The sequence below is a fragment of the Micromonospora xinjiangensis genome, assembly GCF_056150165.1.
This window is the reverse complement of record NZ_JAXCFO010000003.1, coordinates 349600-374544: the sequence shown is the minus strand read 5'-3', so window position 1 is coordinate 374544 and position 24945 is coordinate 349600. Positions and strand designations below refer to the sequence as shown.

21 protein-coding genes are annotated in these 24945 nt (G+C 73.3%); 10 read left to right on the top strand and 11 right to left on the bottom strand.

Features of this window, described 5'->3' with window-relative positions:
* Position 1: 1 nt before the first annotated feature.
* The 3 genes from purL to purS all read right to left on the bottom strand — a co-directional run bounded on the left by purL (position 2) and on the right by purS (position 3724).
* A complete protein-coding gene (gene purL / locus SM573_RS13600; protein WP_474616205.1) occupies positions 2–2710 on the bottom strand; it encodes a phosphoribosylformylglycinamidine synthase subunit PurL in 2709 nt (902 codons plus the stop codon).
* 70 nt (positions 2711–2780) lie between these two features.
* On the bottom strand, positions 2781–3464 hold the full coding sequence (gene purQ, locus SM573_RS13595; protein ID WP_474612527.1) for a phosphoribosylformylglycinamidine synthase subunit PurQ: 684 nt from the start codon (positions 3462–3464) through the stop codon (positions 2781–2783).
* The gene (gene purS / locus SM573_RS13590) at positions 3461–3724 is read right to left on the bottom strand and encodes a phosphoribosylformylglycinamidine synthase subunit PurS (RefSeq protein WP_120779088.1); all 264 of its coding nucleotides are present in this window, start codon (positions 3722–3724) and stop codon (positions 3461–3463) included. The genes purQ and purS overlap by 4 nt, the downstream gene beginning before the upstream one ends.
* A gap of 367 nt (positions 3725–4091) precedes the next feature.
* Here purS and SM573_RS13585 point away from each other — a divergent pair, with 367 nt between their 5' ends.
* Positions 4092–4775: a S1 family peptidase gene (locus SM573_RS13585; RefSeq protein WP_474612526.1), complete on the top strand. Its 684-nt coding sequence runs from the start codon at positions 4092–4094 to the stop codon at positions 4773–4775.
* A gap of 24 nt (positions 4776–4799) precedes the next feature.
* Positions 4800–5366: a YbjQ family protein gene (locus SM573_RS13580; protein WP_474612525.1), complete on the top strand. Its 567-nt coding sequence runs from the start codon at positions 4800–4802 to the stop codon at positions 5364–5366.
* Positions 5367–5476: 110 nt separating this feature from the next.
* Here the strand turns inward: SM573_RS13580 and purB are convergent, their stop codons facing one another.
* Complete coding sequence (purB, locus tag SM573_RS13575) at positions 5477–6907, bottom strand: adenylosuccinate lyase (RefSeq protein WP_474612524.1); 1431 nt, start codon at positions 6905–6907, stop codon at positions 5477–5479.
* Positions 6908–7047: 140 nt separating this feature from the next.
* On the opposite strand from purB, the gene SM573_RS13570 reads away from it, so the two are divergent.
* On the top strand, positions 7048–9351 hold the full coding sequence (locus SM573_RS13570) for a right-handed parallel beta-helix repeat-containing protein (RefSeq protein ID WP_474612523.1): 2304 nt from the start codon (positions 7048–7050) through the stop codon (positions 9349–9351).
* A 592-nt stretch (positions 9352–9943) separates the two neighbouring features.
* Here SM573_RS13570 and SM573_RS13565 read toward each other — a convergent pair.
* Both SM573_RS13565 and SM573_RS13560 read right to left on the bottom strand, forming a co-directional pair.
* Entirely contained in the window at positions 9944–10834 is an 891-nt protein-coding gene (locus SM573_RS13565; RefSeq protein ID WP_474612522.1) for an META domain-containing protein, read from the bottom strand.
* Positions 10835–10922: 88 nt separating this feature from the next.
* Positions 10923–12215: an acetyl-CoA C-acetyltransferase gene (locus SM573_RS13560; RefSeq protein ID WP_474612521.1), complete on the bottom strand. Its 1293-nt coding sequence runs from the start codon at positions 12213–12215 to the stop codon at positions 10923–10925.
* 54 nt (positions 12216–12269) lie between these two features.
* Here SM573_RS13560 and SM573_RS13555 point away from each other — a divergent pair, with 54 nt between their 5' ends.
* The 3 genes from SM573_RS13555 to SM573_RS13545 all read left to right on the top strand — a co-directional run bounded on the left by SM573_RS13555 (position 12270) and on the right by SM573_RS13545 (position 15215).
* Positions 12270–13634 carry a 3-oxoacyl-ACP reductase gene (locus SM573_RS13555; protein ID WP_474612520.1) on the top strand — a complete coding sequence of 455 codons (1365 nt, stop codon included), beginning with the start codon at positions 12270–12272 and terminating at the stop codon, positions 13632–13634.
* Positions 13634–14542 (top strand): MaoC/PaaZ C-terminal domain-containing protein, encoded by a 909-nt coding sequence (locus SM573_RS13550; protein ID WP_474612519.1) that lies wholly within the window; start codon positions 13634–13636, stop codon positions 14540–14542. The genes SM573_RS13555 and SM573_RS13550 overlap by 1 nt, the downstream gene beginning before the upstream one ends.
* A 64-nt stretch (positions 14543–14606) precedes the next feature.
* A complete protein-coding gene (locus SM573_RS13545; protein WP_474612518.1) occupies positions 14607–15215 on the top strand; it encodes a DedA family protein in 609 nt (202 codons plus the stop codon).
* Between the two features lie 6 nt (positions 15216–15221).
* Here the strand turns inward: SM573_RS13545 and SM573_RS13540 are convergent, their stop codons facing one another.
* Together SM573_RS13540 and SM573_RS13535 are read right to left on the bottom strand one after the other, a co-directional pair.
* Positions 15222–15863, bottom strand: coding sequence for a response regulator (locus SM573_RS13540; RefSeq protein WP_474612517.1), 642 nt, complete (start codon positions 15861–15863; stop codon positions 15222–15224).
* Entirely contained in the window at positions 15860–17041 is a 1182-nt protein-coding gene (locus SM573_RS13535; RefSeq protein ID WP_474612516.1) for a sensor histidine kinase, read from the bottom strand. The genes SM573_RS13540 and SM573_RS13535 overlap by 4 nt, the downstream gene beginning before the upstream one ends.
* Before the next feature lie 171 nt (positions 17042–17212).
* Between SM573_RS13535 and SM573_RS13530 the strand changes: the two genes are divergently transcribed.
* Entirely contained in the window at positions 17213–17848 is a 636-nt protein-coding gene (locus SM573_RS13530) for a DedA family protein (protein WP_474616204.1), read from the top strand.
* 6 nt (positions 17849–17854) lie between these two features.
* Here SM573_RS13530 and SM573_RS13525 read toward each other — a convergent pair whose 3' ends face one another.
* Positions 17855–18493 (bottom strand): TetR/AcrR family transcriptional regulator, encoded by a 639-nt coding sequence (locus SM573_RS13525; RefSeq protein ID WP_474612514.1) that lies wholly within the window; start codon positions 18491–18493, stop codon positions 17855–17857.
* A gap of 76 nt (positions 18494–18569) precedes the next feature.
* Between SM573_RS13525 and SM573_RS13520 the strand changes: the two genes are divergently transcribed.
* From SM573_RS13520 to SM573_RS13510, 3 genes are all read left to right on the top strand, one after another.
* Positions 18570–19022, top strand: coding sequence for an SCP2 sterol-binding domain-containing protein (locus SM573_RS13520; RefSeq protein WP_474612513.1), 453 nt, complete (start codon positions 18570–18572; stop codon positions 19020–19022).
* Positions 19023–19024: 2 nt separating this feature from the next.
* Positions 19025–20239, top strand: coding sequence for an acyl-CoA dehydrogenase family protein (locus tag SM573_RS13515; RefSeq protein WP_474616203.1), 1215 nt, complete (start codon positions 19025–19027; stop codon positions 20237–20239).
* A gap of 254 nt (positions 20240–20493) precedes the next feature.
* Entirely contained in the window at positions 20494–22056 is a 1563-nt protein-coding gene (locus SM573_RS13510; RefSeq protein ID WP_474612511.1) for an AMP-binding protein, read from the top strand.
* A 152-nt stretch (positions 22057–22208) separates the two neighbouring features.
* Here the strand turns inward: SM573_RS13510 and purD are convergent, their stop codons facing one another.
* Together purD and SM573_RS13500 are read right to left on the bottom strand one after the other, a co-directional pair.
* Positions 22209–23459 carry a phosphoribosylamine--glycine ligase gene (gene purD, locus SM573_RS13505; RefSeq protein ID WP_474616202.1) on the bottom strand — a complete coding sequence of 417 codons (1251 nt, stop codon included), beginning with the start codon at positions 23457–23459 and terminating at the stop codon, positions 22209–22211.
* A 154-nt stretch (positions 23460–23613) separates the two neighbouring features.
* On the bottom strand, positions 23614–24903 hold the full coding sequence (locus tag SM573_RS13500) for an adenylosuccinate synthase (protein ID WP_474616201.1): 1290 nt from the start codon (positions 24901–24903) through the stop codon (positions 23614–23616).
* Between the last annotated feature and the right edge of the window lie 42 nt (positions 24904–24945).

The window sequence follows — 24945 nt, the reverse complement described above, 5'->3', positions numbered from 1 at the left end:
CTCAGCGCTCGTCAGGCGTCGGCGGCTGCTCGGTGTCACCGGTGTCGGACCCGGCGTCGCCGCCGTCGCTCGACGCGTCCGCCGTGGCCGACTCCGTCGGAGCCGGGGACACGTCCGCCACCGGGGCGACCGGGCCGGCCGAGGCGATCGGCTCCGACTCGACGCTCTCCGGGTCCACGGGCGCGACCTCGGCGGCCGGGTCGGTGACGGGCAGCGGAACCGCCTCCACGGCACCGGCCACGCCGGTCGCGGGCGCCGGCACCTCGACCAGCTCCGCGCCGCCGAAGAGCCGCGGCAGGGTGGCGGTGTGCGCGGCGCGCAGCTCGTCCAGGCCGATCCGGAACTGGCCGTGCACCTCCAGCGCACCACCGGCCGTGTCGGTGACACCGATCAGTTCGACGGGCACGCCGTGCTCCGCGCAGAGCGCGGTGAACGCCTTCTCGTGCCCCCGCGGCACGGACACCAGCGCCCGGCCGGCGGACTCGCTGAACAGGTAGACGAACGGCATCGAACCGCCCGCGAACTGCTCCGGGACGGCGATCCGCGCGCCGACGCCGCGTCGCAGGCAGGACTCGACCAGGCTCTGCGCGAGACCACCGTCGGAGAGGTCGTGCGCCGAGCTGAGGTGACCGACCCGGGCCGCTGCCGCCAGCAGGTCGGCCAGCGCCTTCTCCCGCGCGAGGTCGACCTGCGGCGGGATGCCGCCGAGGTGCTCGTGGGTCACCCAGGCCCACTCCGAACCGGAGAGCTCGACGTGCGTCTCACCGAGCAGGAAGAGCTGGTCGTGGTCACCGCCGGGACGCGGCACGAAGCCCATCGGCACCCGGTCGGCCACGTTCTCCAGCACGCCCAGCACGCCGACCACCGGGGTCGGGTGGATCGCCGCGGCACCGGTCTGGTTGTAGAAGCTGACGTTGCCGCCGGTCACCGGAATGCCGAGTTCGGCGCAGCCGTCCGCCAGGCCGCGCACGGCCTCGGCGAACTGCCACATCACCGCCGGGTCCTCCGGGGAGCCGAAGTTCAGGCAGTTGGTCACGGCGATCGGGGTCGCACCGGTCACGGCGACGTTCCGGTACGCCTCGGCCAGGGCGAGCTTCGTGCCGTGGTAGGGGTCGAGCCGCGCGTAGCGGCCGTTGCCGTCCACGGACAGCGCCACGCCGAGCCCGGTCCGCTCGTCGATCCGAATGACGCCCGAGTCCTCCGGCTGGGCGAGCACCGTGTTGCCCAGCACGTACCGGTCGTACTGCTCGGTGACCCAGGTCTTGTCGGCGAGGTTCGGCGACGCGATCATGCGCAGCACGGTCTCCCGCAGCGCCTCCGGGTCGGCCGGGCGGGCCAGGGTCTCCGCGCGGTCGGCCTGGAGCAGGATCAGGTCGGCCGGCTCCCGCATCGGGCGGGCGTAGACCGGGCCGTCGTCGACCAGCGAGCCGGGCGGCACGTCGACCACGAGGTGGTCCCGCCAGGTGATCACGAGGCGGCCGGGCTGGCCGTCCTGCGCCGGGGCGGTGACCTCGCCGATCGCGGTGGCGAGCACACCCCACTTCTCGGCGGTCTTGAGCACCGCCTCGAGCTTGTCCGGGGCGACGACCAGCAGCATCCGCTCCTGCGACTCGCTGGCCAGGATCTCGTGCGGCTCCATCGAAGGCTCGCGCAGCGGCACCCGCTCCAGCCAGACCCGCATGCCGGTGCCGGCCGCGGCGGCGGTCTCGGTGAGCGCGCAGGTCAGACCGGCTCCGCCGAGGTCCTGGATGCCGACGACCAGCTCGGCGTCGTACAGCTCGAGGCAGGCTTCGATGAGCAGCTTCTCGGTGAACGGGTCGCCCACCTGCACCGACGGGCGGCGCTGCTCGCTGCCCTCGTCGAAGGTGGCGCTGGCCAGCACCGACACACCGCCGATGCCGTCCCGGCCCGTCTTGGCGCCCATCAGCACCACGACGTTGCCGGGGCCGGCGGCCTCCTTCTTCTGCAGCCGGTCGACCGGCAGCACACCGAGGCACAGGGCGTTGACCAGGGGGTTGCCCTGGTAGGTGGGGTCGAAGACGACCTCGCCACCGATGTTCGGCAGGCCGAGGCAGTTGCCGTAGCCACCGACGCCGGCCACCACGCCGGGCAGCACCCGGGCGGTGTCGGGGTGGTCCGCGGCGCCGAAACGCAGCGGGTCCATGACCGCGACCGGGCGGGCGCCCATGGCGAGGATGTCCCGGACGATGCCGCCGACGCCGGTCGCCGCGCCCTGGTAGGGCTCGACGAAGCTCGGGTGGTTGTGCGACTCGACCTTGAAGGTCACCGCCAACTCGTCGGAGACCTGCACCACGCCCGCGTTCTCGCCGATGCCGGCGAGCAGCCGGTCGCTCGGCGGCGCCTTCTCGCCGAACTGGCGCAGGTGGACCTTGCTCGACTTGTAGGAGCAGTGCTCGCTCCACATGATCGAGTACATGGCCAGCTCGGCCTGGGTGGGGCGGCGGCCGAGGATCTGCCGGATCCGGTCGTACTCGTCGTCCTTGAGACCGAGTTCGGCGTACGGCTGGAGCTCGGCCGGCGTGCCGCTCGCGCGCGGCACGGTGTCCACGCCGTCGGTCCACGCCTCGGGGGCCGGGTGGGCCGGAGCGGCCGGCGGCACGACGGCGGCCGAGCCCGGCTCCGCCGCCTGCGGCGGAGCGGCCGGGAAGGCCTCCGGTGTCTCCCGTACCGGGTCCGGGTGGGTGGTCATGACCTCTCCTCGCTGCGCTCGTGGCCGCCCGCCGGGCGGATGAGCTGACCGATGATCCTGCCGCCGGCGGTCACGCCGGCGCCCCTACCAGGTGCTTGAGGACCGACGTGAAGAAGCCGAGGCCGTCCAGCGAGGGGCCGGTGAGCTCCTCCACCGCGTGCTCGGGGTGGGGCATGATGCCGACCACGTTCCCGGCCTCGTTGCTGATCGCGGCGATGTCACGCTGCGAGCCGTTCGGGTTGCCGCCGATGTAGCGGGCCACCACACGCCCCTCGGCCTCCAGCTGGTCCAGCGTCGCGGGGTCGGCGACGTAGCAGCCCTCGCCGTTCTTGACCGGGATCAGCACCTCCTGGCCGGGCTGGAACGCGTTGGTCCAGGCCGTGCCGGCCGTCTCGATGCGCAGGAACTGGTCCCGGTTGCGGAAGTGCAGGTGCTGGTTGCGGGTGAGCGCGCCGGGCAGGAGGTGCGCCTCGCAGAGGATCTGGAAACCGTTGCAGATGCCGAGCACGGGCAGGCCACCGCTTGCGGCGTCGACGATCGACTCCATCACCGGAGCGAACCGGGCGATGGCCCCGCAGCGCAGGTAGTCGCCGTAGGAGAAGCCGCCGGGGAGGACGACCGCGTCCACCCCGTGCAGCGCCGGGTCACCGTGCCAGAGACGGACGGGCTCGGCGCCGGCGATCCGCACGGCCCGGGCGGCGTCCCCGTCGTCGAGCGAGCCGGGGAACGTGACGACTCCGACCCGCGCGGTCACGACCGGGCGCCCGCGGTCTCGTCGGCCTCGACCAGGCGGACGGTGAAGTCCTCGATGACCGGGTTGGCGAGCAGCTTGTCGGCGATCTCCCGGGCCCGGTCCAGGTCCGGTTCACCGGTGAACTCGATCTCGATCCGCCTGCCGATCCGGACCGAGGCGACGTCACTGACGCCGAGCCGCGGCAGCGCGTTTGCGACGGCCTGGCCCTGCGGATCGAGGATCTCGGGCTTGAGCATGACGTCGACGACGACGCGAGGCACTGGGCACTCCTGACTGTGTACGCAGTTGGGTGCCGACCCACAACGGGCGAGCGCAGCCAGCCTACCTGGCAGATGGCACCACGCCCGCACCGGCCGGCGCCCGGCCCGGCAACGAAACGGACAACCTTCCGTCGACCGGGCCGGTGACCCTTGCGAATGGGGTGACATGGCCCGCCACCAGCGCAAACAACGCGCAGGCGTAGGCCGAATCGTTACGGTACGGAATCCCAAAGGAAATCTTGAAAATGTGCGCGGCTGCCCCTAGCCTACATCGACAGAGTTCGATGACCCGGCGATGGGTGACCCTCGTCGCCGGGTGCCCCCGCCCGGCGACCCCGGGCACCACCACCCTCAAGGAGTCCAGCCCATGCGCATCCGCTCCCTGCTCGTGGCGATCAGCACCGCCATGATCGGCGTCGTCGGCGCCGCCTCCGGGGCCACCGCGGCCCCCGCCGGCCCGCAGCCGATCATCGGCGGCGGCACCGTCTCCTCCGCCCCGTGGGCCGCCGCGGTGTTCAGCAACGGCTCGTTCACCTGCTCCGGCAGCGTGATCGCCTCGCAGTGGGTGCTCACCGCCCGGCACTGCATCAGCGGCACGATGTCGGTGCGGATCGGCAGCGTCAACCGCACCTCGGGCGGCGTGACCCGCACCGTCTCCGCCACCTACACCCGCTACGACCTGGCGCTCATGCGCCTCTCCAGCGCGGTGACCACCTCCACGGTGACGCTGGCCACCAGCAACCCGCCGATCGGCTCCACCAACTCGATCTACGGCTGGGGCATGACCTGCTACAGCGGCTGCTCCGCGTCGACCACGCTGAAGACCGCGAACGTCCAGGTCACCAGCAACAGCGCCACCGACGCGTACGGCGGCCAGGCGATCCGCAGCACCCGGATCAACGGCAACGCGTGGCGGGGCGACTCGGGCGGCCCGCAGTTCTACAACGGCCGGCAGGTCGGGGTGGCCTCGACGGCCGACGGCGTCAACATCCAGAACTACGGCAGCGTCGCGTACAACCGGGCCTGGATCACCTCGGTGGCCGGTGTCTGACGGTTAGCGCCCGCAGCGGCGCGGATGGTCGGCCGAGCGCCGGGCGTCCGCGCCGCGCGGTTTTTCAGCATCCGATCAGGTGAACAATGCTCACGATCGGGTGCCGCCCACCCTGACAGCATCGGAACCGTGCTGGTCGTGACGACGGACGAACTGCCCGGCTACGAGATCCGCCAGATCCTCGGCGAGGTGGTCTCCTCGATGGCCAGGACGAGAAACCCGTACCGCGAGGGCGTCAAGAACCTTCGCGGTGGGGCGTACGACCCGATGGCCCCGGACAACCTCACCCGGTGGCGTACCGACTCGGTGGCCCGGCTCGGCGAGGAGGCCCGCCGCCTCGGCGCGAACGCGGTGATCGGCATGCGCTTCGACAGCCGCGACTGCGGCGAGATGTGGATGGAGATCTGCGCGTACGGCACGGCGGTGATCGTCGTACCCAAGGTGCCGGACGTCATGCCGCCCGACCAGCCGCTGGTCGCCGCGGAGACCGCCCACGACGCGGAGATCGCGTCGGCCCCCAGCGGCATCGCCGAGCCGGCCAGCGCACCGAACCTCCGCACCGCCGCCGAAACCCCCACCCGGGAAGGCTGACCCCTCCCCGCCCCCGCCCGCCCTCGTGATCAAGAGGTGCGCGTCACGTTCGATCGCCACCGTGACGCAGCCCTCATGATCACCCGCGAGAGGCCGGGAGCGGGAGGGGATCAGAGGATCGGGGGCGGGCTGTAGGCGGCGGCGTCGGGGTGGGTCTCCACGACCTTCGCGATGCGGCGGGTGACCGCCTGGACCTGGGCGGGCGCCGCGCCCACGAAGGCGGCCCGGTCGGCCACCAACTCGTCGATCTCGGCCCGGCTGAGGCCCAACCGGCCGTCGGCGGCGAGCCGGTCGAAGAGGTCGTTCTCCAACGCGCCCTTCTCCCGCATGCCGAGCGCCACGGCCACCGCGTGCTCCTTGATCACCTCGTGCGCGACCTCGCGGCCGACACCCCGGCGAACCGCCGCCACCAGGATCTTCGTGGTGGCGAGGAACGGCAGGAAGCGCTCCAGCTCCCGGCTGATCACCGCCGGGTACGCCCCGAACTCGTCGAGCACGGTGAGGAACGTCTGGAACAGCCCGTCGGCGGCGAAGAACGCGTCGGGCAGGGCCACCCGGCGCACCACGGAGCAGGAGACGTCCCCCTCGTTCCACTGGTCGCCGGCCAGCTCGCCGACCATCGACAGGTAACCCCGGATGATCACCGCGAAGCCGTTCACCCGCTCGCTGGAGCGGGTGTTCATCTTGTGCGGCATCGCGCTGGAGCCCACCTGACCGGGCTTGAAGCCCTCGGTCACCAGTTCCTGGCCGACCATCAACCGGATCGTGGTGGCCAGCGAGGAGGGCCCGGCGGCGACCTGGGCCAGCGCGGAGAGCACGTCGAAGTCGAGCGAGCGCGGGTAGACCTGGCCGACGCTGTCCAGCACCCGCGAGAAGCCCAGGTGCCCCGCCACCCGCCGCTCCAGCTCCGCCACCTTCTCCGCGTCGCCGTCGAAGAGGTCGAGCTGGTCGGCCGCGGTGCCGACCGGCCCCTTGATCCCGCGCAGCGGGTAGCGGGCGATCAGCTCCTCCAGCCGCTCGTACGCGATGAGCAGCTCCTCCGCCGCCGACGCGAACCGCTTGCCCAGCGTGGTGGCCTGCGCCGCCACGTTGTGCGAGCGGCCGGCCATCACGACGCCGGAATATTCGTGGGCGTGCCACGCCAGCCGGACCAGCGTGGCGACCACGCGATCTCGGATCAGCTCCAGCGAGCGGCGCACCTGCAACTGTTCGATGTTCTCGGTCAGGTCCCGGGAGGTCATCCCCTTGTGCACGTGCTCGTGCCCGGCGAGCGCACTGAACTCCTCGATCCGGGCCTTCACATCGTGGCGGGTGACCCGCTCCCGCGCCGCGATCGACGCCAGGTCGACGTCGTCCACCACCCGCTCGTACGCCTCGACGACCCCGTCCGGGACCGGCACCCCGAGGTCGCGCTGCGCCCGCAGCACGGCGATCCAGAGCCGCCGCTCCATGCGGATCTTCTCCTCCGGGGACCAGAGGGCGACCAGTTCGGGAGAGGCGTACCGGTTGGCGAGCACGTTCGGGATCGTCACGGAGCTCATTCTCGCGTACGCGGTGTCCGTCCCCTGCGGGGGTCTGCCCGTTATGTCGCCGGGGGCGGTGGGATATCAGCGGTTCGGGGAGGATGATCTTCATCTGACCTCCGGCCATGGCCGGACTTCCTCCTCGCCTGAGGACACGAATGCGAACAATCCCCCTCGCCACCGTCACCGTGCTCACGGTCACGGCCGGCGCCCTGCTCGGCGTCCCGGCCCAGGCCGCGGCGCCCGACACCCTCTACGTCAGGAACGGCTCGGCCGCCTGCTCGGACGCCGGCCCCGGAACCCTGGAAGAGCCCTTCTGCACCATCGGCAAGGCCGCCGCAGTGGCCACCGCGGGTCAGACGGTCGATTTCCAGGGCTTGTACCAGGAGCGGGTCAGCGTGGCGAACTCCGGCACCCCGGAACAGCCGATCACCTTCCGCGGCAGCGACAATTCCCTGCTCTCCGGGCCGACAGCCGGCTTCGTCATCGACGGCCAGCACGACGTCGTCCTCGAGAATCTGAACGTGAGTCTAGTGACCGCGGCGCCCGCCCTGGAGCTCCGCGACGCCTCGGCCATCGCGGTGAAGTGGGCTCAGATCTCCCCGGGGTCCGGCGCGACGTCGCCCGCCGTACGGCTCGCCGGGGTCACCCGATCACACCTCGACGGCCTCAACCTCACCGGATCAGGGGTCGCCGGGCTGACCATGGACGCCGCGACCCACGACGTACTCGTCTCGTCGGCGCGACTGGAGAGCCAGGTCTCGGCCAAGGCGGGCGAACCGGGCGCCGGCATCCGGGTCGAGGGGCCCGGCAACCGCATCGTCGCCAACTACGTCCGAGGCTTCAACGGCCCGGCCATCGCCGTCGGGCCAGGCGCAGCCGACGTGGTGGTGGCGAACAACGACATCACCGCCGGCCCGGGTCTCGGCATCCACGTCCGCGGCGCCTCCGACACGGCGATCACCAACAACACCGTCGCGGGGCGCTGCGGGGAGGGCATCCGGGTAGACGGCGCCTCGTCCGGCGTGTCCGTGCAGAACAACGTGCTGACTCGCAACGGCGAAAGCGGCACCTCCTGCTACGGGTCACCCGTCGGAGGCGTCGAGATCGGCGTCTACGACGGCGCGACCGGGAACACCGTCGTCGACTACAACAACACGTACCACTCCGACTCGCCGTCGCCGCGGAGCTACGCCTGGGGCGGGGCTGGGATGACCCTCGCCGCGTTCCGGACCGCCTCCGGTCAGGCCGCTCACGACCAGGAGGCCCTCTACCCGGCGGGCGTCTACGACTCGGCGAACTCGGCCGCGCCGGGCTACCAGATCACCGACCGATTCGGACGGCCACGCGTCGACGACCCGGGAGTGGCCAACACCGGCGCCGGCCCGGTCACCCACGCCGACCGGGGCGCCCGCGAGACCATTCGCAACCCCGTGGCCCGCTCCGACGTCAAGCTGGATCTACGCGCGACTTCCGTGACGGTGGACGCCTCGGCGTCCGTGCCCGGCACCTTCCCCATCGCCCGCTACGAGTTCGACTTCGGGGACGGCACGTTAGTGAACCAGTCGTCGCCGATCGCCTCCCACCGCTACGAGAAGCCGGGGCAGTACAGCGTGACGATCAAGGTCATCGGTACCGACAACGGGTCCGGCAGCCAGCGGAAGTACGTCAACGTGCTCCGGTGGACCGGAACTGTCGGCCTCCTCTCGCTGCACAACCTGCGTTACCTCGGTCCGGCTTCCGGCAACACGATCGGGGCGAACCAGACCAGCGTGGCGGCCTCCGCGCAGTTCGACCTCGCCGACGCGGGCTTCGGGGGCATCGCCCTCGTCCGCCGTGCCACCGGCAAGTACGTCTCGGCCCTCGATCCGAAGGGTCCGCTGACTACGACGCGCGTCGACGCCAGCGTGCGGGAGCGGTTCACCCTCGTGCGCAACGCCGATGGCAGCATCAGCCTTCGGTCGGCCTTCAACGAACGCTACGTCGGCGCCCAGTCGAGCACGTCCCCGACCCTGACCGCGAACCACGACAGCATCGGGCCGTCCCAGAAGTTCCACCAGGTGACGGTCGCCGATGCCGGCCGGTCCATCAAGGCCCAGGCCAACGGGCGGTACGTCACCGCCGAGAGCGCCGGCGCCCAAGCCCTGATCGCCAAGCGCACCACGGTCGGCGGCTGGGAACGATTCGACGTGGTCGACCTCGGCAACGGACAGGTGGCCCTATTCGCACACGCGAACAAGCAGTTCGTCGCCGCGGACCGGGCCGGCGCCCTACCGCTGATCGCCAAGCGGAGCGCTGTCGGCCTCTGGGAACGCTTCACCCTCGAACGCAACAGCGACGGCACGGTGAGCTTCACGTCCGCCGCCAACGGCCGCTACGTCACCGCGGAGAGCGCCGGAGCGAAACCGCTCATCGCCAACCGCACGGCGATTGGCCCGTGGGAGAAGTTCACCCTCGGCTGAGCCACGCGTCCGGCGCCTGCCGGAAGTTCCACCTGTCGGGCGCCGGACGCACGAGGGTGACGGGACCGGGCTGGTGCCGGCGGGTTCCCGCCGGCACCGACGAGCCGACTACCTGTCGGTCCTACCGGACGGGACCGACCGCCATGCGTTTAGGTCCACGAGTACCACCGTCTCGCCCCCGCGGCCCGCCCAGGTGCGGCAGGCGCGGGCGTGGGACTCGCAGTCACCGGGGCCCGTCGTCCCACCGGGCTTGGGGCGGCCGACGTTGATGGAGAGGTAGGAGCGGACGTCGGCGCTGGCGGCGACGTCCGCTCCTACCTCTCCATCCGTCCGACTCCGCCCAGGCGTACGGCGCCACGGACCACTCCAGGGCCGCCGTGGTGGGGGCGTCACTGGTCGCCGTTCCGTCACGTCCTGGCCAGGGGACGGAGCGCAAGGCGTCCGAGGTTGCCCGACGCGCGCACCGGGCGGGCCCGTCCGTTCGCCGGGCCGGCCGCTCCGTTCGTCAAGAGAACGCGGGAGGAGCCGGGTGTCGCGGCCACCACCGGATCGGACGGTGGAAGAACGCGGGCGTCGCCCGGCGGCGCGACGGTCAGCGGGCCCTCGCCAGTCGGCCCGTCTCCGCGCCTTCGGCGTCGAGGAGCACCAGCACGTCGCCGTCCAGCCCGGCCCGGGACGCCCGGGACAGCCACACCGCCAGCGGCACGTTCTCGCAGCCGATCAGGGTGCTGGGCCCGGCGGTGGCGAGCAGCGCGCCCTCCGGTCCGGCGACCCACCGCCCGCGCTGGCCGTTGCAGCCGTCAGAGCCCCGCCATTCGCCGTCGGCGAGTAGCTCCACGTACGCCTGCCTCACCCCGGCCCACCGGCCGACGGCGGGCACCCACCGGCCGAGCAGGGTGTCCCGCCGCGCGGGTGTCAGGCCCGCCGGCAGTGGCGCCGCCGGCGCGAGGGCCTGCCGCACCTCCGCGGTGACCACGGGCGGATCGGCCAGCGACGGCAGCAGGTCCGGCCCGGGGGTGGGCTTCGCACCGGGCAGCAGCCGGGCGACCTGCCGCCCCTGCTGGTCGAGCAGCACCCGACTGTCGCGCTCGACCCGGAAGCCGGCCGCCCGGTGCAGCCAGGTGGGGCTGGGCCGGCACTCCGGGGAGTCGGCGTTCGAGCGTTCCGAGACGTCGGCGGTGAACAGGCCGTTGGTGTCGGCACGCCACGACCCCATCGACGCCCCGCAGCGGCCGAACCACAGCAGGCCACCCTGGTCCGCGGGCGCCAGCCGCAGGATTCCGGCCGGGCCGGCCTCGACCTCCGTCACCGCCCAGGAACCGATGAGGTCGACCGGGTCCTCGGGCTCTAGCACCGCGGCGGTCGGGCCGACGCCCGCCGGTGGCGAACCGGTGGGGGCCACTCCGACACCTGCCGCGTCGGCGCAGCCCGCCAGCAGCGCACCCACCGCGACCACCGCCACGAGGTAACCGTTCCGCCTCATCGCCGCTCCCCGTCCACCGGCCCGACCCTTCGCCGTCAGGCGTACGGGAGGTTGGACGGCACCGTGCCGGAGATGGTTCCGTCTCCGGTCAGCGCTCCAGGATCGCCGTCACGCCCTGGCCGCCAGCGGCGCAGATCGAGATCAACCCGCGACCGCTGCCCTTCTCGGCGAGCAGCTTCGCCAGCGTCGCCACGATCCGGCCGCCGGTCGCCGCGAACGGGTGCCCCGCGGCCAGCGAGGAGCCGTTGACGTTGAGCTTCTCCCGGTCGATGGCGCCGAGCGGGGCGTCCAGGCCGAGCCGGTCCTTGCAGAACTCGGGCGACTCCCAGGCGGCGAGGGTGGCCAGCACCTGCGAGGCGAACGCCTCGTGGATCTCGTAGTAGTCGAAGTCCTGAAGGGTCAGCCCGGCGCGGGACAGCATCCGGGGCACCGCGTACGCGGGGGCCATGAGCAGCCCCTCGTCGCCGTGCACGAAGTCCACGGCGGCCGTCTCCGACCAGGTGAACCAGGCGAGCACCGGCAGGCTGTGCTCGCGTGCCCACTCCTCGGAGGCGAGCAGCACGGTGGACGCGCCGTCGGTGAGCGGCGAGGAGTTCCCGGCGGTCATGGTGGCCTGGTCGGCGTCCGGGCCCTTGGCACCGAAGACCGGCTTCAGCGAACCCAGCTTCTCCAGGCTGGTGTCCGGGCGCAGGTTCTGGTCCCGGGTCAGCCCGAGGTAGGGGGTCATCAGGTCGTCGAAGAAGCCCCGGTCGTACGCGCCGGCGAGCCGCTGGTGCGAGCGGAGCGCCAGCTCGTCCTGGGACCGTCGGTCGATGTTCCAGCGCAGCGCGGTGCGGGCCGCGTGCTCCCCCATCGACAGGCCGGTGCGCGGCTCGGCGTTGCGCGGGATCTCCGGCTTGAACGGCTGGAGCGGGCGTAGCTTCGCCGCCACCTTGAGCCGCTCGCCGAGGGTGCGCGCGCTGTTGAGCCGCAGCAGCGTGCGGCGCAGATCCTCGTTGACGGCCAGTGGCGCGTCGGAGGTGGTGTCGACCCCGCCGGCGATGCCGACGTCGATCTGGCCGAGGGCGACCTTGTTGGCGACCAGGATCGCGGCCTCCAGGCCGGTGCCGCACGCCTGCTGGATGTCGTACGCGGGGGTGCGCGGGTCGAGGCGGGAACCGAGCACCACCTCGCGCGTGAGGTTGAAGTCCCGGGAGTGCTTCAGGACCGCCCCGGCGACCACCTCGCCCACCCGCTGGCCGGAGAGGCCGTAGCGGGCCACGAGGCCGTCCAGCGCGGCGCCGAGCATGTCCGCGTTGGACGCGCTCGCGTAGCGCGAGTTGGAGCGGGCGAAGGGGATGCGGTTGCCGCCGATGACCGCCACCCGCCGGATGCTCTGCACGATCCGCCTCCTCTGGAGTGTTGCCCCTACCCTACTCGCCAGTAGGCTACGCCTATGACCGACAGGTACGCGAGCTTCGTCCAATCGGGGGCCGGCCGCGCGCTGGTCAAGCGCCTCGGGCTGCCCGACCCGCCGCGACTGCGCCGGCACCGCCCCGGCGATCCGCTCCTCTCCGGGCCCGCCCTGCTCGGCGCGGCCACCGGCGGCCGGCTCGTCGAGCCGGTCGGCAAGCTGCTCACCGCCGCCGGGGTCGAGTTGCGCGACCCGGCCACCGCCACCGCCGGGGACGGCGCCGGGCGGTACGGCGCGCTCGTCTACGACGCCACCGGCATCACCGACTCGACCGGGCTGCGGCAGCTCTACGACTTCTTCCACCCGCCGGCCCGCTCGGTGGCGCCGAGCGGACGGGTGATCGTGCTGGGCACTCCGCCGGACGAGTGCGACTCGCCCCGCGAGGCCACCGCCCAGCGTGCCCTGGAGGGGCTGACCCGCAGCATTGGGAAGGAGTTCGGCCGGGGCGTCACCGCCCAGCTCGTGTACGTCACCCGCGAGGCCGACGAGGGCACCCCGGTCAGCCTCGAGGCCACCCTCCGCTTCCTCCTCTCCGGCCGGTCCGCGTACGTCTCCGGGCAGGTGGTCCGGGTCGGCGCGGGCCAGGCGGTCGCGCCGGCCGACTGGGACCGACCGCTCGACGGTCAGGTGGTCCTGGTCACCGGGGCGGCCCGGGGCATCGGCGCGGCGCTCGCCCGGGTGCTCGCCCGCGACGGCGCACAGGTGGTGGCGCTCGACGTGCCGGCCGCCGGTGACGCGCTGGCCGCCGTGGCGAACGAGATCGGCGGCAGCGCCGTCCAGCTCGACCTGACCGCGCCGGACGCCCCGACCCGGCTCGCCGAGCACCTGGCCGCCCGGCACGGCCGCGTCGACGTCGTGGTGCACAACGCCGGCATCACCCGGGACAAGACGCTCGGCCGGATGGACGCCGACCGGTGGGACCAGGTGATCGACGTGAACCTCTCCAGCCAGGAGCGGATCAACGACGTGCTCCTGGAGCGCGACCTGATCCCGGCCGGCGGCCGGATCGTCTCCGTCTCGTCGATCGCCGGTATCGCCGGCAACCGGGGCCAGACCAACTACGCCACCAGCAAGGCCGGGGTGATCGGCCTGGTGGACTCCCTCGCCCCGGCGCTGCGGCAGCGCGGGATCAGCGTGAACGCCGTCGCGCCCGGGTTCATCGAGACCCGGCTGACCGCCCGGATCCCGCTCGTCATCCGCGAGGCGGGCCGCCGGATGAACAGCATGGCCCAGGGCGGGCTCCCGGTGGACGTCGCCGAGACGATCGGCTGGCTCGCCTGGCCGGCCAGCGGCGCGGTCAGCGGCAACGTGGTCCGGGTCTGCGGCCAGAGCCTGCTGGGGGCGTGATGACCGGCCCCGAGGACGTGACCACGACCGAGCCGGGCGCCGGAGACGGGCGCACCACCGTCGAGCTGCCCCGGATGCCGGCGGCCGGAGCGCTCTACCGACGGGCGCTCGCCGGGGCGCTTCCCGGCCTCGGCGGCCGGCGGTCGGCGCAGCCACCGGCGGTCCGGCTCACCGTCGCCGGGGTGCGGGTCGACGTCGATCACCTGGCGGAGTACGACCGGGTCTGCGGGTTCCGGCTCACCGACCGGTTGCCGGCGACGTACCCGCACGTACTGGGTTTCCCGCTGGCGTTGCGGCTGATGACCTCGCCCGGCTTCCCGGTGCCGTTGACCGGCGTGGTGCACGTGGCGAACCGGATCACCGCGCACCGACCGATCCACGCCGGGGAGGCGCTGGACTTCGCGGCGTACGCGGAGAACCTGCGGCCGCACGACCGGGGGCGGCAGCTCGACGTGGTGCTCGTCGGGTCCGTCGGCGGCGAGGAGGTCTGGCGGGGCGTCTCGACGTACCTCAGCCGGGAGCGGCGCGCCGGCGGGGGCGAGCGGCGCGACCGGACCGCCCGGCCCGCCGCGCCGGCCGCCTCGGCGACCTGGCGGCTGGCCCCGCGCGTCGGCACCGACTACGCGCGGGTCTCCGGCGACCACAACCCCATCCACACCTCCCGGCTCGGGGCGCGGCTGTTCGGCTTCCCGCGCCCGATCGCGCACGGCATGTGGAGCAAGGCCCGCTGTCTCGCCGCACTGGACAACCGGCTGCCGGACGCGTTCACGGTGGCGGTCTCGTTCAAGCTGCCGGTGCCGCTGCCCGGCACGGTGGCGTTCCACGCCGCCGCGGCGGAGACGGGTTGGGACTTCGCCCTGCACGACGCGCGTACGCCCCGCCCCCACCTGAACGGGACGGTGCGCTGAACCGGTAAGGGCTTTTTGTCCGGGAAGAGGCACTTCGCCGCAGTCCGCCCAGCAGCATGAGGGCATGGACGCCGTGCTCGACCTGCTCCGGGAGACGGTCACCTCGCCGTGGGTCTACCTGCTGCTCTTCGGGGCGACCGCGGTCGACGCGTTCTTCCCCGTCGTGCCGGGTGAGGCCGCGGTGATCACCGCCGCGGTCCTGTCCGCCGCCGAACACCACCCCAACGTCGTCGTGGTGATCGTGGTGGCCGCCCTCGGCGCGCTGGTCGGCGACCACGTCTCGTACGCGATCGGGCGCGGCGGCGGGGGGCGCCGGCTGGCCCGCCTGCCCCAGAGCAGCCGGCGCCGGGCCGGGTCGGAGTGGGCCCGCCGTGCGCTGAGCCGGCGCGGCGGGCTGATCCTGACCACGGCCCGGTACATTCCCGGCGGCCGGACGGCGGTCACCCTCACCATGGGCGCGGTGCGCTACCCGCGCGGCCGCTTCCTCCTCTTCGACGCGATCGCGACCTCCACCTGGGCGCTCTACTGCGGCCTGCTCGGCTACTTCGGCGGGCTCGCCTTCGAACGCGACCCGATCAAGGGGGTCATCGCCGGGATCGCCGTCGCCCTCGCCATCACGTTCGCGCTGGAGGGGGTCCGCCGGCTGCGCCGCCGGGCGCAGCGCCGCCACTGACCGCCCTCACAGCAGGTCCGCGTCGTGCACCAGGATCGCCACCTGCACCCGGTTGGCCAGGTGGAGCTTCGCCAGGGCCCGGCTCACGTACGCCTTCACGGTCGCCTCACTCATCGCGAGCCGCCGGGCGATCTCCCCGTTGCCGTGACCCCGGGCCACCTCCCGGACGATCTCCAGCTCCCGGGCGGTGAGCAGGTCGAGCTGCCGCCGGGCGGCGTCCCGCCGTGTCGGGCCGCGTTCGGCGAAGGAGCTGATGAGGCGCCGGGTCACCGTCGGGGCGAGCATGGCGTTCCCCGCCGCCACCGTCCGGACCGCGGCGGCCAGCTCCCGGGGCGGGGTGTCCTTCAGCAGGAAACCGACCGCTCCCGCGCGCAGCGCCTGGTGCACGTACTCGTCGAGGTCGAACGTCGTCAGCATGATCAGCTTCGGCCCGGCGGCCACCACCTCCGGCGCGACGGTCAGCCCGTCGGCGCCCGGCATCCGCACGTCGAGCAGCACCACGTCGGGACGGAGCCGGCGCGTCTCCGCCAGCGCCGCGGCGCCGTCCGCCGCCTCGCCGACGACCGTGATGTCCGGCGCCGCCTCCAGGATGAGCCGCAGGCCCGAGCGCACGAGCTGCTCGTCGTCGACGACCAGGACGCGGATCATGGCGCCTCCGGCGCGGGAATCAGCGCCCGGACCAGGAAGCCGCCGTCGACCGGCCCCGCCTCCAGGCGCCCGCCGAGCAGCTCGACCCGCTCCCGCAGGCCGAGCAGGCCGAGGCCGGCACCGGGCATGCCCAGGCCCGGTCGGGACGGCTCCTCGGCGGCACCGCCGCTGTGCACGACCACCTCGATCCCGTCCGGCAGGTGCCGCAGGTGGACGGCCGTCTCCGCCTCCGGCGCGTGCTTGCGTACGTTGGTCAGCGCCTCCTGGACCACGCGGTGCACCGCACGGCCCACGGTCGCCGGCAGCGGCCGGGCGTCCCCCTCGTCCCGCCGGCGGACGACCAGCCCGGCCGCCCGGGACTCGTGGATCAGCTCGTCCAGCCCGCCGAGCGGGTCCTCGCCCGGGCTCGGCACGGCGAGCCGGGCCGGAGTGGGCTGCCGGAGCACGCCCAGCACCTCCCGCAGGTCGGTGAGCGCCTGCCGGCCGGTGGACCGGATCAGCGCGGCCGCCGCGACGGTCGCCGGTTCGGTGGCCGTCACCTCCAGCGCGCCGGCGTGCACCACCATCAGCGACACCCGGTGCGCCACCACGTCGTGCATCTCCCGCGCGATGCGGGCCCGCTCCTCCGCCCGCACCCGCTCGGCGCGCTCCTCCTGCTCCCGTTCCAGCCGCTCGGCGCGGTCCCGAAGCGCGGCGAGCACGTCCCGCCGGGACCGCACCAGAAGCCCGGCGACCAGCGGGAACGCGACCAACCACGCGGCCATGGCGGCGGCGTTGGCCGGGGTGGCGGTGGTGACCCGCCGCAGACCGCCGACGGCCAGCCCGATCAGCACCCCGGCCGCCAGCACCGACGCGGCACCGGCGAGGTACCAGGCCAACCGCCGCCGCTCCGCCAACCGGAGGCCCGCCTGGTACGAGGCGACCACCCCGGCCGGCCAGGCCGCCAGCACCAGCCACCCGACGGCGGCGGCCAGGAACAGCGGCCAGCGCCGGACCCGGACGACCGCCACCGCCCAGCCGGACGCCACGGCGATCAGGACGACCACGACGCCGGGCAGCGGCGAGCGGACGCCGACGGCGCCGCTGCCGGAGGCCCACACGGCCGCGGCCACGAGCACGGCGAACAGCGGTGGCGCGTACCGGCCGACGACCCGCCCGAGCACGACACCGAAGGCCACGGGAAGGAGCCTACGGCCCGTCCGCCGGCGTGGGCAGGGGCGAGCGGAGGGACCGGGGACGGCTGGGGGAAGCCCCCGACCCGCCCTCCGGGGCGACCGCTACTTAAGTGATGTCTCCGGGCTCACTCCTGGCCGATGGCGGGGACGGCCGCCGGGACCAGCATCGGGACCATGGATCTCCTCGACCTGCTGCACCAGACCATGTCGTCGCCCTGGGTCTACCTCGCGATCTTCGCGATCGCGGTCCTCGACGGGTTCTTCCCGGTCGTGCCGAGCGAGACCGCGGTGATCACCGCGGGGGTATTCGCCGCGTCCGGCGCGCCGTACCTGCCGGGGATGATCGTCGTGGCCGCGGCGGGCGCGCTCGTCGGGGACCACGTCTCGTACGCCATCGGCCGCACCGGCGGCGCGCGGCTGCTCGACCGGCTGCCGGCCGGTGGGCGCCGGCGGGCCGGCGTCGAGTGGGCCCGGCGCGGCGTCGCCGTCCGGGGTGGGCTGATCCTCACGGTCGCCCGCTACATCCCCGGTGGACGGACCGCCGTCACGCTGACCATGGGAGCGGTCGGCTTCCCCCGCCGGCGGTTCTTCGCGTTCGACGCGCTCGCGGCCGCCTCCTGGGGGCTCTACTCGGCGCTGGTCGGCTACGTGGGCGGGCTCGCCTTCGAGCAGGATCCGCTGCGCGGGCTGCTGCTCGGGCTCGGTCTGGCGCTCACCGTGACGGTGATCGTGGAGGGCGTACGCGCGCTTCGCCGCACCCGCCCGCGGCCCGCCGCGACGAGCGCGCCGGCTCTGCCACGGAAGCGGTGAGGGGAGCTACCGCTCGGGCGGGCGCCAGGTCACGCCGTGCAGCAGCTGCCCGGCGCCGAGCCAGGCCACGTTCATCATCCGGGTCGCGGTCTTCTCCGGATCGGCTTCCGGGTGGTCGGCGAGCCAGTCGGCCAACGACTCGCTCGCGCCGACCAGGGCGTACGCGACCACCTCGAGATCGACCGCGGCGACCTCCCGCCCCTCGGCGCGCAGCGCGTGGTCGAGCATGCCCGCGACGACCTCGACCAGCCGGGCGCGCATCGTGGCCAGCTCACCGGCGAACGGCTGCTCCCCCCGGGCCTGCCGGTAGAGCACGGCCCACCCGTCGCGGTGCGCCCCCACGAACCCGAAGAACGCCCGCAGGCCCCGCCAGAGCCGCTCGTCGGCGGGGAGGTCGGGCGCGGCGGCCCCGGCGATCGCCTCCATCATCCGCGTCCCCTCCCGGTGCAGGCAGGCGACGAAGAGCTCCTCCTTGGTGCCCAGGTACGCGTAGACCATGGGCTTGGAGATGCCGGCTTCGTCGGCGATCTCGTCCATGCTCGCGGCGTGGAAGCCGCGCCGGGAGAAGACGCGCACGGCCGCGTCGAGCATCTGCTGCTCGCGAACGGCGCGGGGAAGGCGCTTGAAGGTGGGTGCGCTGGACACTCTTGCGAGCATACCTACTCGTGCGTAAGGTTACGCCAGAGTAACCAAGACGGCCCGCCCGGAAGGTGTTTCCCCCATGACTGACTTCGACCCGGCCAACTTCGCCAACGTGAGCCCGAAGGAGTTCGCCCAGCTGGTCAAGTCGACCCCGGACGACAAGATCGCCGAGGTGATGTCCGGCGACATGCGCGGCAAGATCCTCGGCGAGGTGTTCGGCCGGATGCCGTCGCTCTTCCGCGCCGACCGGGCCGGCTCCACCAACGCGGTCATCCACTGGACCATCACCGGGCGCCCCGACGGTGGCAGCGACACCTACGAGGTCGTCATCGAGAACGGCGCCTGCACCGTCTCGGACGCCCCGCAGCGCGACCCGAAGCTGACCCTCACCATGGGCCCGGTCGAGTTCCTCAAGATCGTCTCCGGTGGCGCGAACCCGGTCATGATGTTCATGACCGGCAAGCTGAAGGCCAAGGGCGACCTGGGCCTCGCCGCCAACATCGCGAACCTGTTCGACATCCCGAAGGCCTGACCATGGCAGAGTTCTCGCTCGACCTGTCCGAGGAACAGCGGGATCTCCGCGACTGGGTGCACGGCTTCGCCGCCGAGGTCGTGCGCCCGGCCGCGGCCGAGTGGGACGCGCGCGAGGAGACTCCCTGGCCGGTCATCCAGGAGGCCGCGAAGGTCGGCCTCTACGGATTCGAGTTCCTCGCGACCTGCTGGGCCGACCCCACCGGGCTCTCGCTCCCGATCGCCAACGAGGAACTCTTCTGGGGTGACGCGGGCATCGGCCTGAGCATCTTCGGCACCTCGCTCGCGGTGGCCGCCATCTACGGCACCGGCACGCCCGACCAGCTCGTCGAGTGGGTGCCGCAGTGCTTCGGCTCCGTCGACGAGCCGGCCGTGGCCGCGTTCTGCACCACCGAGCCGGAGGCCGGCTCCGACGTGGGCGCGATGCGCACGCGCGCCGTCTACGACGAGGCCGCTGACGAGTGGGTGCTGACCGGGCAGAAGGCGTACGCCACCAACGGCGGCATCGCCACCGTGCACGTCGTCACCGCCTCGGTCGACCCCGAGCTGGGCTCCCGCGGCCAGGCCGCGTTCGTCGTACCGCCCGGCACGGCGGGCCTCACCGCCACCCGGAAGCTGCGCAAGCTGGGGCTGCGCGCCTCGCACACCGCCGACGTCTTCCTCGACGACGTGCGGGTGCCGGGGAGCTGCCTGCTCGGCGGCAAGGACACCCTGGACGAGCGGTTGGCCCGCGCCCGCTCCGGGCAGCGCGCGTCCGGGCAGGCCGCCATGCGCACGTTCGAGCTGTCCCGCCCCACCGTCGGCGCGCAGGCGCTCGGCGTGGCCCGGGCCGCGTACGAGTACGCCCTGGACTACGCCAAGGAGCGGGTCCAGTTCGGACGCCCGATCATCGAGAACCAGGCGGTCGCGTTCGCGCTGGCCGACATGAAGATGGAGATCGACGCGGCGCGGCTGCTCGTCTGGCGGGCGTCGTGGATGGGGCGCAACAACCGGCCGTTCACCGCCGGGGAGGGCTCCATGTCCAAGCTGAAGGCCGGCGAGGTCGCCGTCTCCGTCACCGAGAAGGCGGTGCAGCTCCTCGGTGGGGCCGGCTTCCTGCGGGACCACCCGGTCGAGCGCTGGTACCGGGACGCGAAGATCTACACCATCTTCGAAGGCACCTCCGAGATCCAACGGCTGGTCATCTCGCGCTCCATCTCCGGGATGCAGATCCGCTGACCGGTCGACGGACGACGGTGCCGGCCCGGGGCGGCTCTCCGGGCCGGCACCGTCCCCGGCCGGCAGCTCGTCCGTCCACTCCGGTGTCATCACCACCCGCGGCGCCCCGCCTTGCTCGGACCTTCCGTGCCGTCTTCGTCACCCCGCGCCGCCGCCGGGTGGGCCGGACGCGCCCACCCGGGCATGATCAGGGCAGACACCCGGGCGGTTTCCCCTCGACACCGTCCGGCCACCACCCCTAGGAGGTCTGCGGCATGGACCTGCCCTTCGTCGTCGCCACGCTGACCCGTCGCGGGCTGCTCACCCCCGGCCGGCCGATCCGGGTCGCCTCGCAGCTCAGCGCCCTGCGTCGCTGGGGCTGGAGCCTGGCCGGTGAACTGCGCCAGGCCGCGGCCCGTGACCCGGGCCGTACGGCGATCATCGACGAGCACGGCGGCGAACTGACCTACCAGGAACTGCTCGACCGGGCCGAGCGGATGGCCCGGTCACTGCGCGCCGGGCACGGCGTCCAGGTCGGCGACCGGATCGGCGTGCTCTGCCGCAACCACCACGGACTGATCGAGACGATCGTGGCCGCCACCCTGCTCGGCGTCGACGCGGTGCTCGTCAACACCGGGCTCTCCGCGGCCCAACTGGCCACCGTGGCCGAGGAGCAGCGGCTACGGGTGCTGGTGCACGACGACGAGTTCGCCGAGCGGGTCCTGAACCTCCCGGCGGACCTGCCCCGCCTCGACGAACGCGCCCGCGAGGAGCTCGTCTCCGTGGCGCTGCCCGGCGAGCTGCACCCGCCGGAGCGGGACGGGCGGATCATCGTGCTCACCTCCGGCACCACCGGCACGCCGAAGGGCGCCCGCCGGCCCACCCCGAGTGGATTCGGCCCGCTGGTGTCCATCATCGACCGGATCCCGCTGCACACCCGTGACCGCGTGATGATCGCCGCACCGATCTTCCACACCTGGGGCTTCGCCGCCCTCCAGGTCTGCTTCGCGCTGCGCGCCACCATCGTGCTGCACCGCCGCTTCGACCCGGCCGCCACCCTCGCCGCGCTCGTGGAGCACCGGTGCGACGCGCTCTTCGCCGTGCCGGTGATGGTGCAGCGCCTCATGGAGGTGCCGCCGCCGGACCCGCGGCCGCCACTGAAGATCGTGGCGGTGAGTGGCTCCGCCCTGCCCGGTGGGCTCGCCCCACGATTCATGGACGTCTACGGCGACGTCCTCTACAACCTGTACGGCTCCACCGAGGTCTCCTGGGCGTCCATCGCCAGCCCCGCCGACCTGCGGGCCGCGCCCACCACCTCCGGCCGGCCGCCGCACGGCACCCGGCTGCGGATCCTCGACGCCGCCGGGCAGCCGGTGCCGGACGGGCAGGTGGGCCGCATCTTCGTGGGCAACGAGATGCTCTTCGAGGGCTACACCTCCGGCGCGGGCCGGGAGAGCCAGGACGGGCTCCTCGACACCGGCGACCTCGGACGGCTCACCGCCGACGGCCTGCTCTTCGTCGACGGCCGGGCCGACGACATGATCGTCTCCGGCGGCGAGAACGTCTTCCCGTCCGAGGTGGAGAACCTGCTCGCCCAGCTGCCCCAGGTGCGTGAGGCGGCCGTGATCGGCGTACCCGACGCGGAGTTCGGTCAACGCCTCGCCGCGTTCCTCGCCCTGCACCCGGGCGAGACGCTCGACCCGGAGGCCGTCCGCGAGTACGTCCGGCACTACCTCGCCCGCTTCTCCGTGCCGCGGGACGTGGTGTTCGTGAAGTACCTGCCCCGCAACGCCACCGGCAAGGTGCTGACCCGGGAGCTGCGCCGCTACTACGGCTGACGCCCGCGTTCGACCGGCCCGCCGGGGGCGAGCCGTGCCTCCGAAGGCCGGCCGGGGTCGGGCCGCGCCGGGCCGGTGCGGCCGGGAATCCGGCCGAACACGGACCGGGCGGAGCCGGCGTCAGCCGTACGCCCGGAACCGGGTGTCCGCCATCAGCCGGGGATGTGGATCCGGCCGTCGACGGCGGCGGCCGCGATGTCGGTGCGGTGCTGGGAGCCGGCCAGGCCGATTCCGCGTACCAGCTCGTAGGCGGCGTCCCGCGCGGCGGCCAGGTCCGGGCCGGTGGCCGTACCGCAGACGACCCGGCCGCCGGCGGAGAGCAGCGCGCCGTCGTCGGCCCGGCGGGCGGTGCCGGCGTGGATGACGCCCGGGCGGTCCGCGCCGGTGATCACGTCGCCGGTGCGGGAGGCGGCGGGGTAGCCCTCGGACGCCACCACGACGGTCACGGCGGCGCCGGCCCGCCAGCGCAGCGGCGGGTGTGCGGCGAGCGTGCCGGTGGCCGCGGCGTGCAGCAGCCCGGCGAGCGGCGTCTCCAGCAGCGCGAGCACCACCTGCGTCTCCGGGTCGCCGAAGCGCGCGTTGAACTCGATGACGCGGGGGCCGGTCGCGGTGATCGCCAGCCCGACGTAGAGCAGGCCGGAGAACGGGGTGCCCCGGCGGCGCAGCTCCGCCAGGGTCGGGTGGACCACGTCCCGCATGACCTCGTCGACGAGGCCGGGCGGGGCCCAGGGCAGCGGCGCGTACGCCCCCATGCCACCGGTGTTCGGGCCGCTGTCGCCGTCACCGAGGCGCTTGAAGTCCTGCGCCGGCAGCAGCGGCACCGCCGCCTCGCCGTCGGTGACCACGAAGAGCGAGACCTCGGGGCCGGCCAGGTACTCCTCGATCACCACCCGGCCGCAGTCGCGCGCGTGCTCCTCGGCGCGCGCCCGGTCATCGGTGACCACGACGCCCTTGCCGGCGGCGAGCCCGTCGTTCTTCACGACGTACGGCGCGCCGAACTCGTCGAGGGCGCGGCCGACGCTCTCCGGGTCGGTGCAGGTGTACGCCCGGGCGGTCGGCACGCCGGCCGCCGTCATCACGTCCTTCGCGAACGCCTTGGAGCCCTCCAGGCGGGCCGCCTCGGCGGACGGGCCGAACACGGCGATGCCCTTCGCCCGCACGGCGTCGGCCACCCCGGCGACCAGCGGCGCCTCCGGCCCGATCACCACGAGGTCGACGCCGGTCTCGACCGCCAGCGCGGCCACCGCGGCGGGATCGTTCGCGTCGACCGTCCGCAGCTCGGCGACCTCCGCGATCCCCGGATTGCCCGGGGCCGCGATCAGCCGCTCGACCGAAGGATCGGACGCCAGTCCGAGCGCGAGGGCGTGCTCACGCCCCCCACCACCCACCAGAAGTACCCGCACAGAACGGCATCCTACTGACCCCGCCCCCCACCCCTGCCTCCCCGCTCGCCCCGAGGCGCTGATCAAGAGCTTCGCGCCACGCCCGAGCCGAATCCCGACGCGGGGCGTGTGATCACCGGGGGGAGACGCCGACGCGGGGCCGGGGTGCGCGGGGCTACGGCAGGAGGGGGTGTTGGACCACGTTCTCGTCTCGGCCGGGGCCGACGCCGATGACGCTGACCTTCGTGTGGCAGAGCTCCTCGATCCGCGCGATGTAGCGGCGGGCGTTCTCCGGCAGCTCGTCGACGCTGCGCGCCTTGGTGATGTCCTCCCACCAGCCGTCCATCTCCTCGTAGACGGGGGTGGCGTGGTGGAAGTCGGTCTGGGTCATCGGCATGTCGTCGACCCGCTCGCCGTTGATCTCGTACCCGACGCAGATCGGCACCTTCGGCAGGCCGGTGAGCACGTCCAGCTTGGTGATCACCAGGTCGGTGACGCCGTTGAGACGGCAGGCGTACCGGGCCACGACCGCGTCGAACCAGCCGCACCGGCGCTCGCGGCCGGTCGTGGTGCCGTACTCGTGGCCGATCTTGCGCAGGTGCTGCCCGTTGTCGTCGAACAGCTCGGTGGGGAACGGCCCCGAGCCGACCCTCGTGGTGTACGCCTTGCTGACCGCGATCACCTTCGTGATGGCGGTCGGCGGGATGCCCGCGCCCACGCAGGCACCGCCGGCCGTCGGGTTGGACGAGGTCACGAAGGGGTACGTGCCGTGGTCCATGTCGAGCATCGTGGCCTGGGCGCCCTCGAGCAGGACCGTGTCGCCCCGGTCCAGCGCGTCCCAGAGCAGCCCCCGGGTCTCCGCGATGTACGGCTTCAGCCGCTCCGCGTACGCCAGGTACTCCTCGACGGTCGCGTCGACGTCGATCGCCTTGCGGTTGTAGACCTTGAACAGGATCTGGTTCTTCTCGCGCAGCGCGAGTTCCAGCTTCTTGCGCAGGATGCCCGGGTCGAGCAGGTCCTGCACCCGGATGCCCATGCGGGCGACCTTGTCGCCGTACGCGGGGCCGATGCCCCGGCCGGTGGTGCCGATCCGGGACGAGCCGAGGTAGCGCTCGACCACCCGGTCCAACGCCCGGTGGTGCGGCATGATCAGGTGCGCGTCGCCGGAGATCCGCAGCCGGGAGACGTCCACACCGCGCTCGGCCAGGCCGTCGATCTCGGCGAGCAGGACCTTGGGGTCGACCACCACACCGTTGCCGATGACGATCTTCGCGTTCGGGGAGAGCGCACCGGAGGGCATCAGGTGCAGCGCGTACTTCTGGCCGTCCGGGGTGATCACCGTGTGGCCGGCGTTGTTGCCGCCTGAGTAGCGCACCACGTAGTCGACCCGCTCACCCAGCAGGTCGGTAACCTTGCCCTTGCCCTCGTCGCCCCACTGAGCGCCGATGAGCACGATCGCTGGCATCTTCTCCGCCTCCAGAAGGCTCGGGTGCCAGGTGGCGACCGG

What these genes read in the sequence shown, in the direction of transcription:
- purL (WP_474616205.1), bottom strand. Translation starts at nt 2,710, where the DNA reads ATGACCACCCACCCGGACCCGGTACGGGAGACACCGGAGGCCTTCCCG.
- SM573_RS13585 (WP_474612526.1), top strand. Translation starts at nt 4,092, where the DNA reads ATGCGCATCCGCTCCCTGCTCGTGGCGATCAGCACCGCCATGATCGGC.
- SM573_RS13580 (WP_474612525.1), top strand. Translation starts at nt 4,800, where the DNA reads ATGGTCGGCCGAGCGCCGGGCGTCCGCGCCGCGCGGTTTTTCAGCATC.
- purB (WP_474612524.1), bottom strand. Translation starts at nt 6,907, where the DNA reads ATGAGCTCCGTGACGATCCCGAACGTGCTCGCCAACCGGTACGCCTCT.
- SM573_RS13570 (WP_474612523.1), top strand. Translation starts at nt 7,048, where the DNA reads ATGCGAACAATCCCCCTCGCCACCGTCACCGTGCTCACGGTCACGGCC.
- SM573_RS13565 (WP_474612522.1), bottom strand. Translation starts at nt 10,834, where the DNA reads ATGAGGCGGAACGGTTACCTCGTGGCGGTGGTCGCGGTGGGTGCGCTG.
- SM573_RS13555 (WP_474612520.1), top strand. Translation starts at nt 12,270, where the DNA reads ATGACCGACAGGTACGCGAGCTTCGTCCAATCGGGGGCCGGCCGCGCG.
- SM573_RS13550 (WP_474612519.1), top strand. Translation starts at nt 13,634, where the DNA reads ATGACCGGCCCCGAGGACGTGACCACGACCGAGCCGGGCGCCGGAGAC.
- SM573_RS13545 (WP_474612518.1), top strand. Translation starts at nt 14,607, where the DNA reads ATGGACGCCGTGCTCGACCTGCTCCGGGAGACGGTCACCTCGCCGTGG.
- SM573_RS13540 (WP_474612517.1), bottom strand. Translation starts at nt 15,863, where the DNA reads ATGATCCGCGTCCTGGTCGTCGACGACGAGCAGCTCGTGCGCTCGGGC.
- SM573_RS13530 (WP_474616204.1), top strand. Translation starts at nt 17,213, where the DNA reads ATGGATCTCCTCGACCTGCTGCACCAGACCATGTCGTCGCCCTGGGTC.
- SM573_RS13520 (WP_474612513.1), top strand. Translation starts at nt 18,570, where the DNA reads ATGACTGACTTCGACCCGGCCAACTTCGCCAACGTGAGCCCGAAGGAG.
- SM573_RS13515 (WP_474616203.1), top strand. Translation starts at nt 19,025, where the DNA reads ATGGCAGAGTTCTCGCTCGACCTGTCCGAGGAACAGCGGGATCTCCGC.
- SM573_RS13510 (WP_474612511.1), top strand. Translation starts at nt 20,494, where the DNA reads ATGGACCTGCCCTTCGTCGTCGCCACGCTGACCCGTCGCGGGCTGCTC.
- SM573_RS13500 (WP_474616201.1), bottom strand. Translation starts at nt 24,903, where the DNA reads ATGCCAGCGATCGTGCTCATCGGCGCTCAGTGGGGCGACGAGGGCAAG.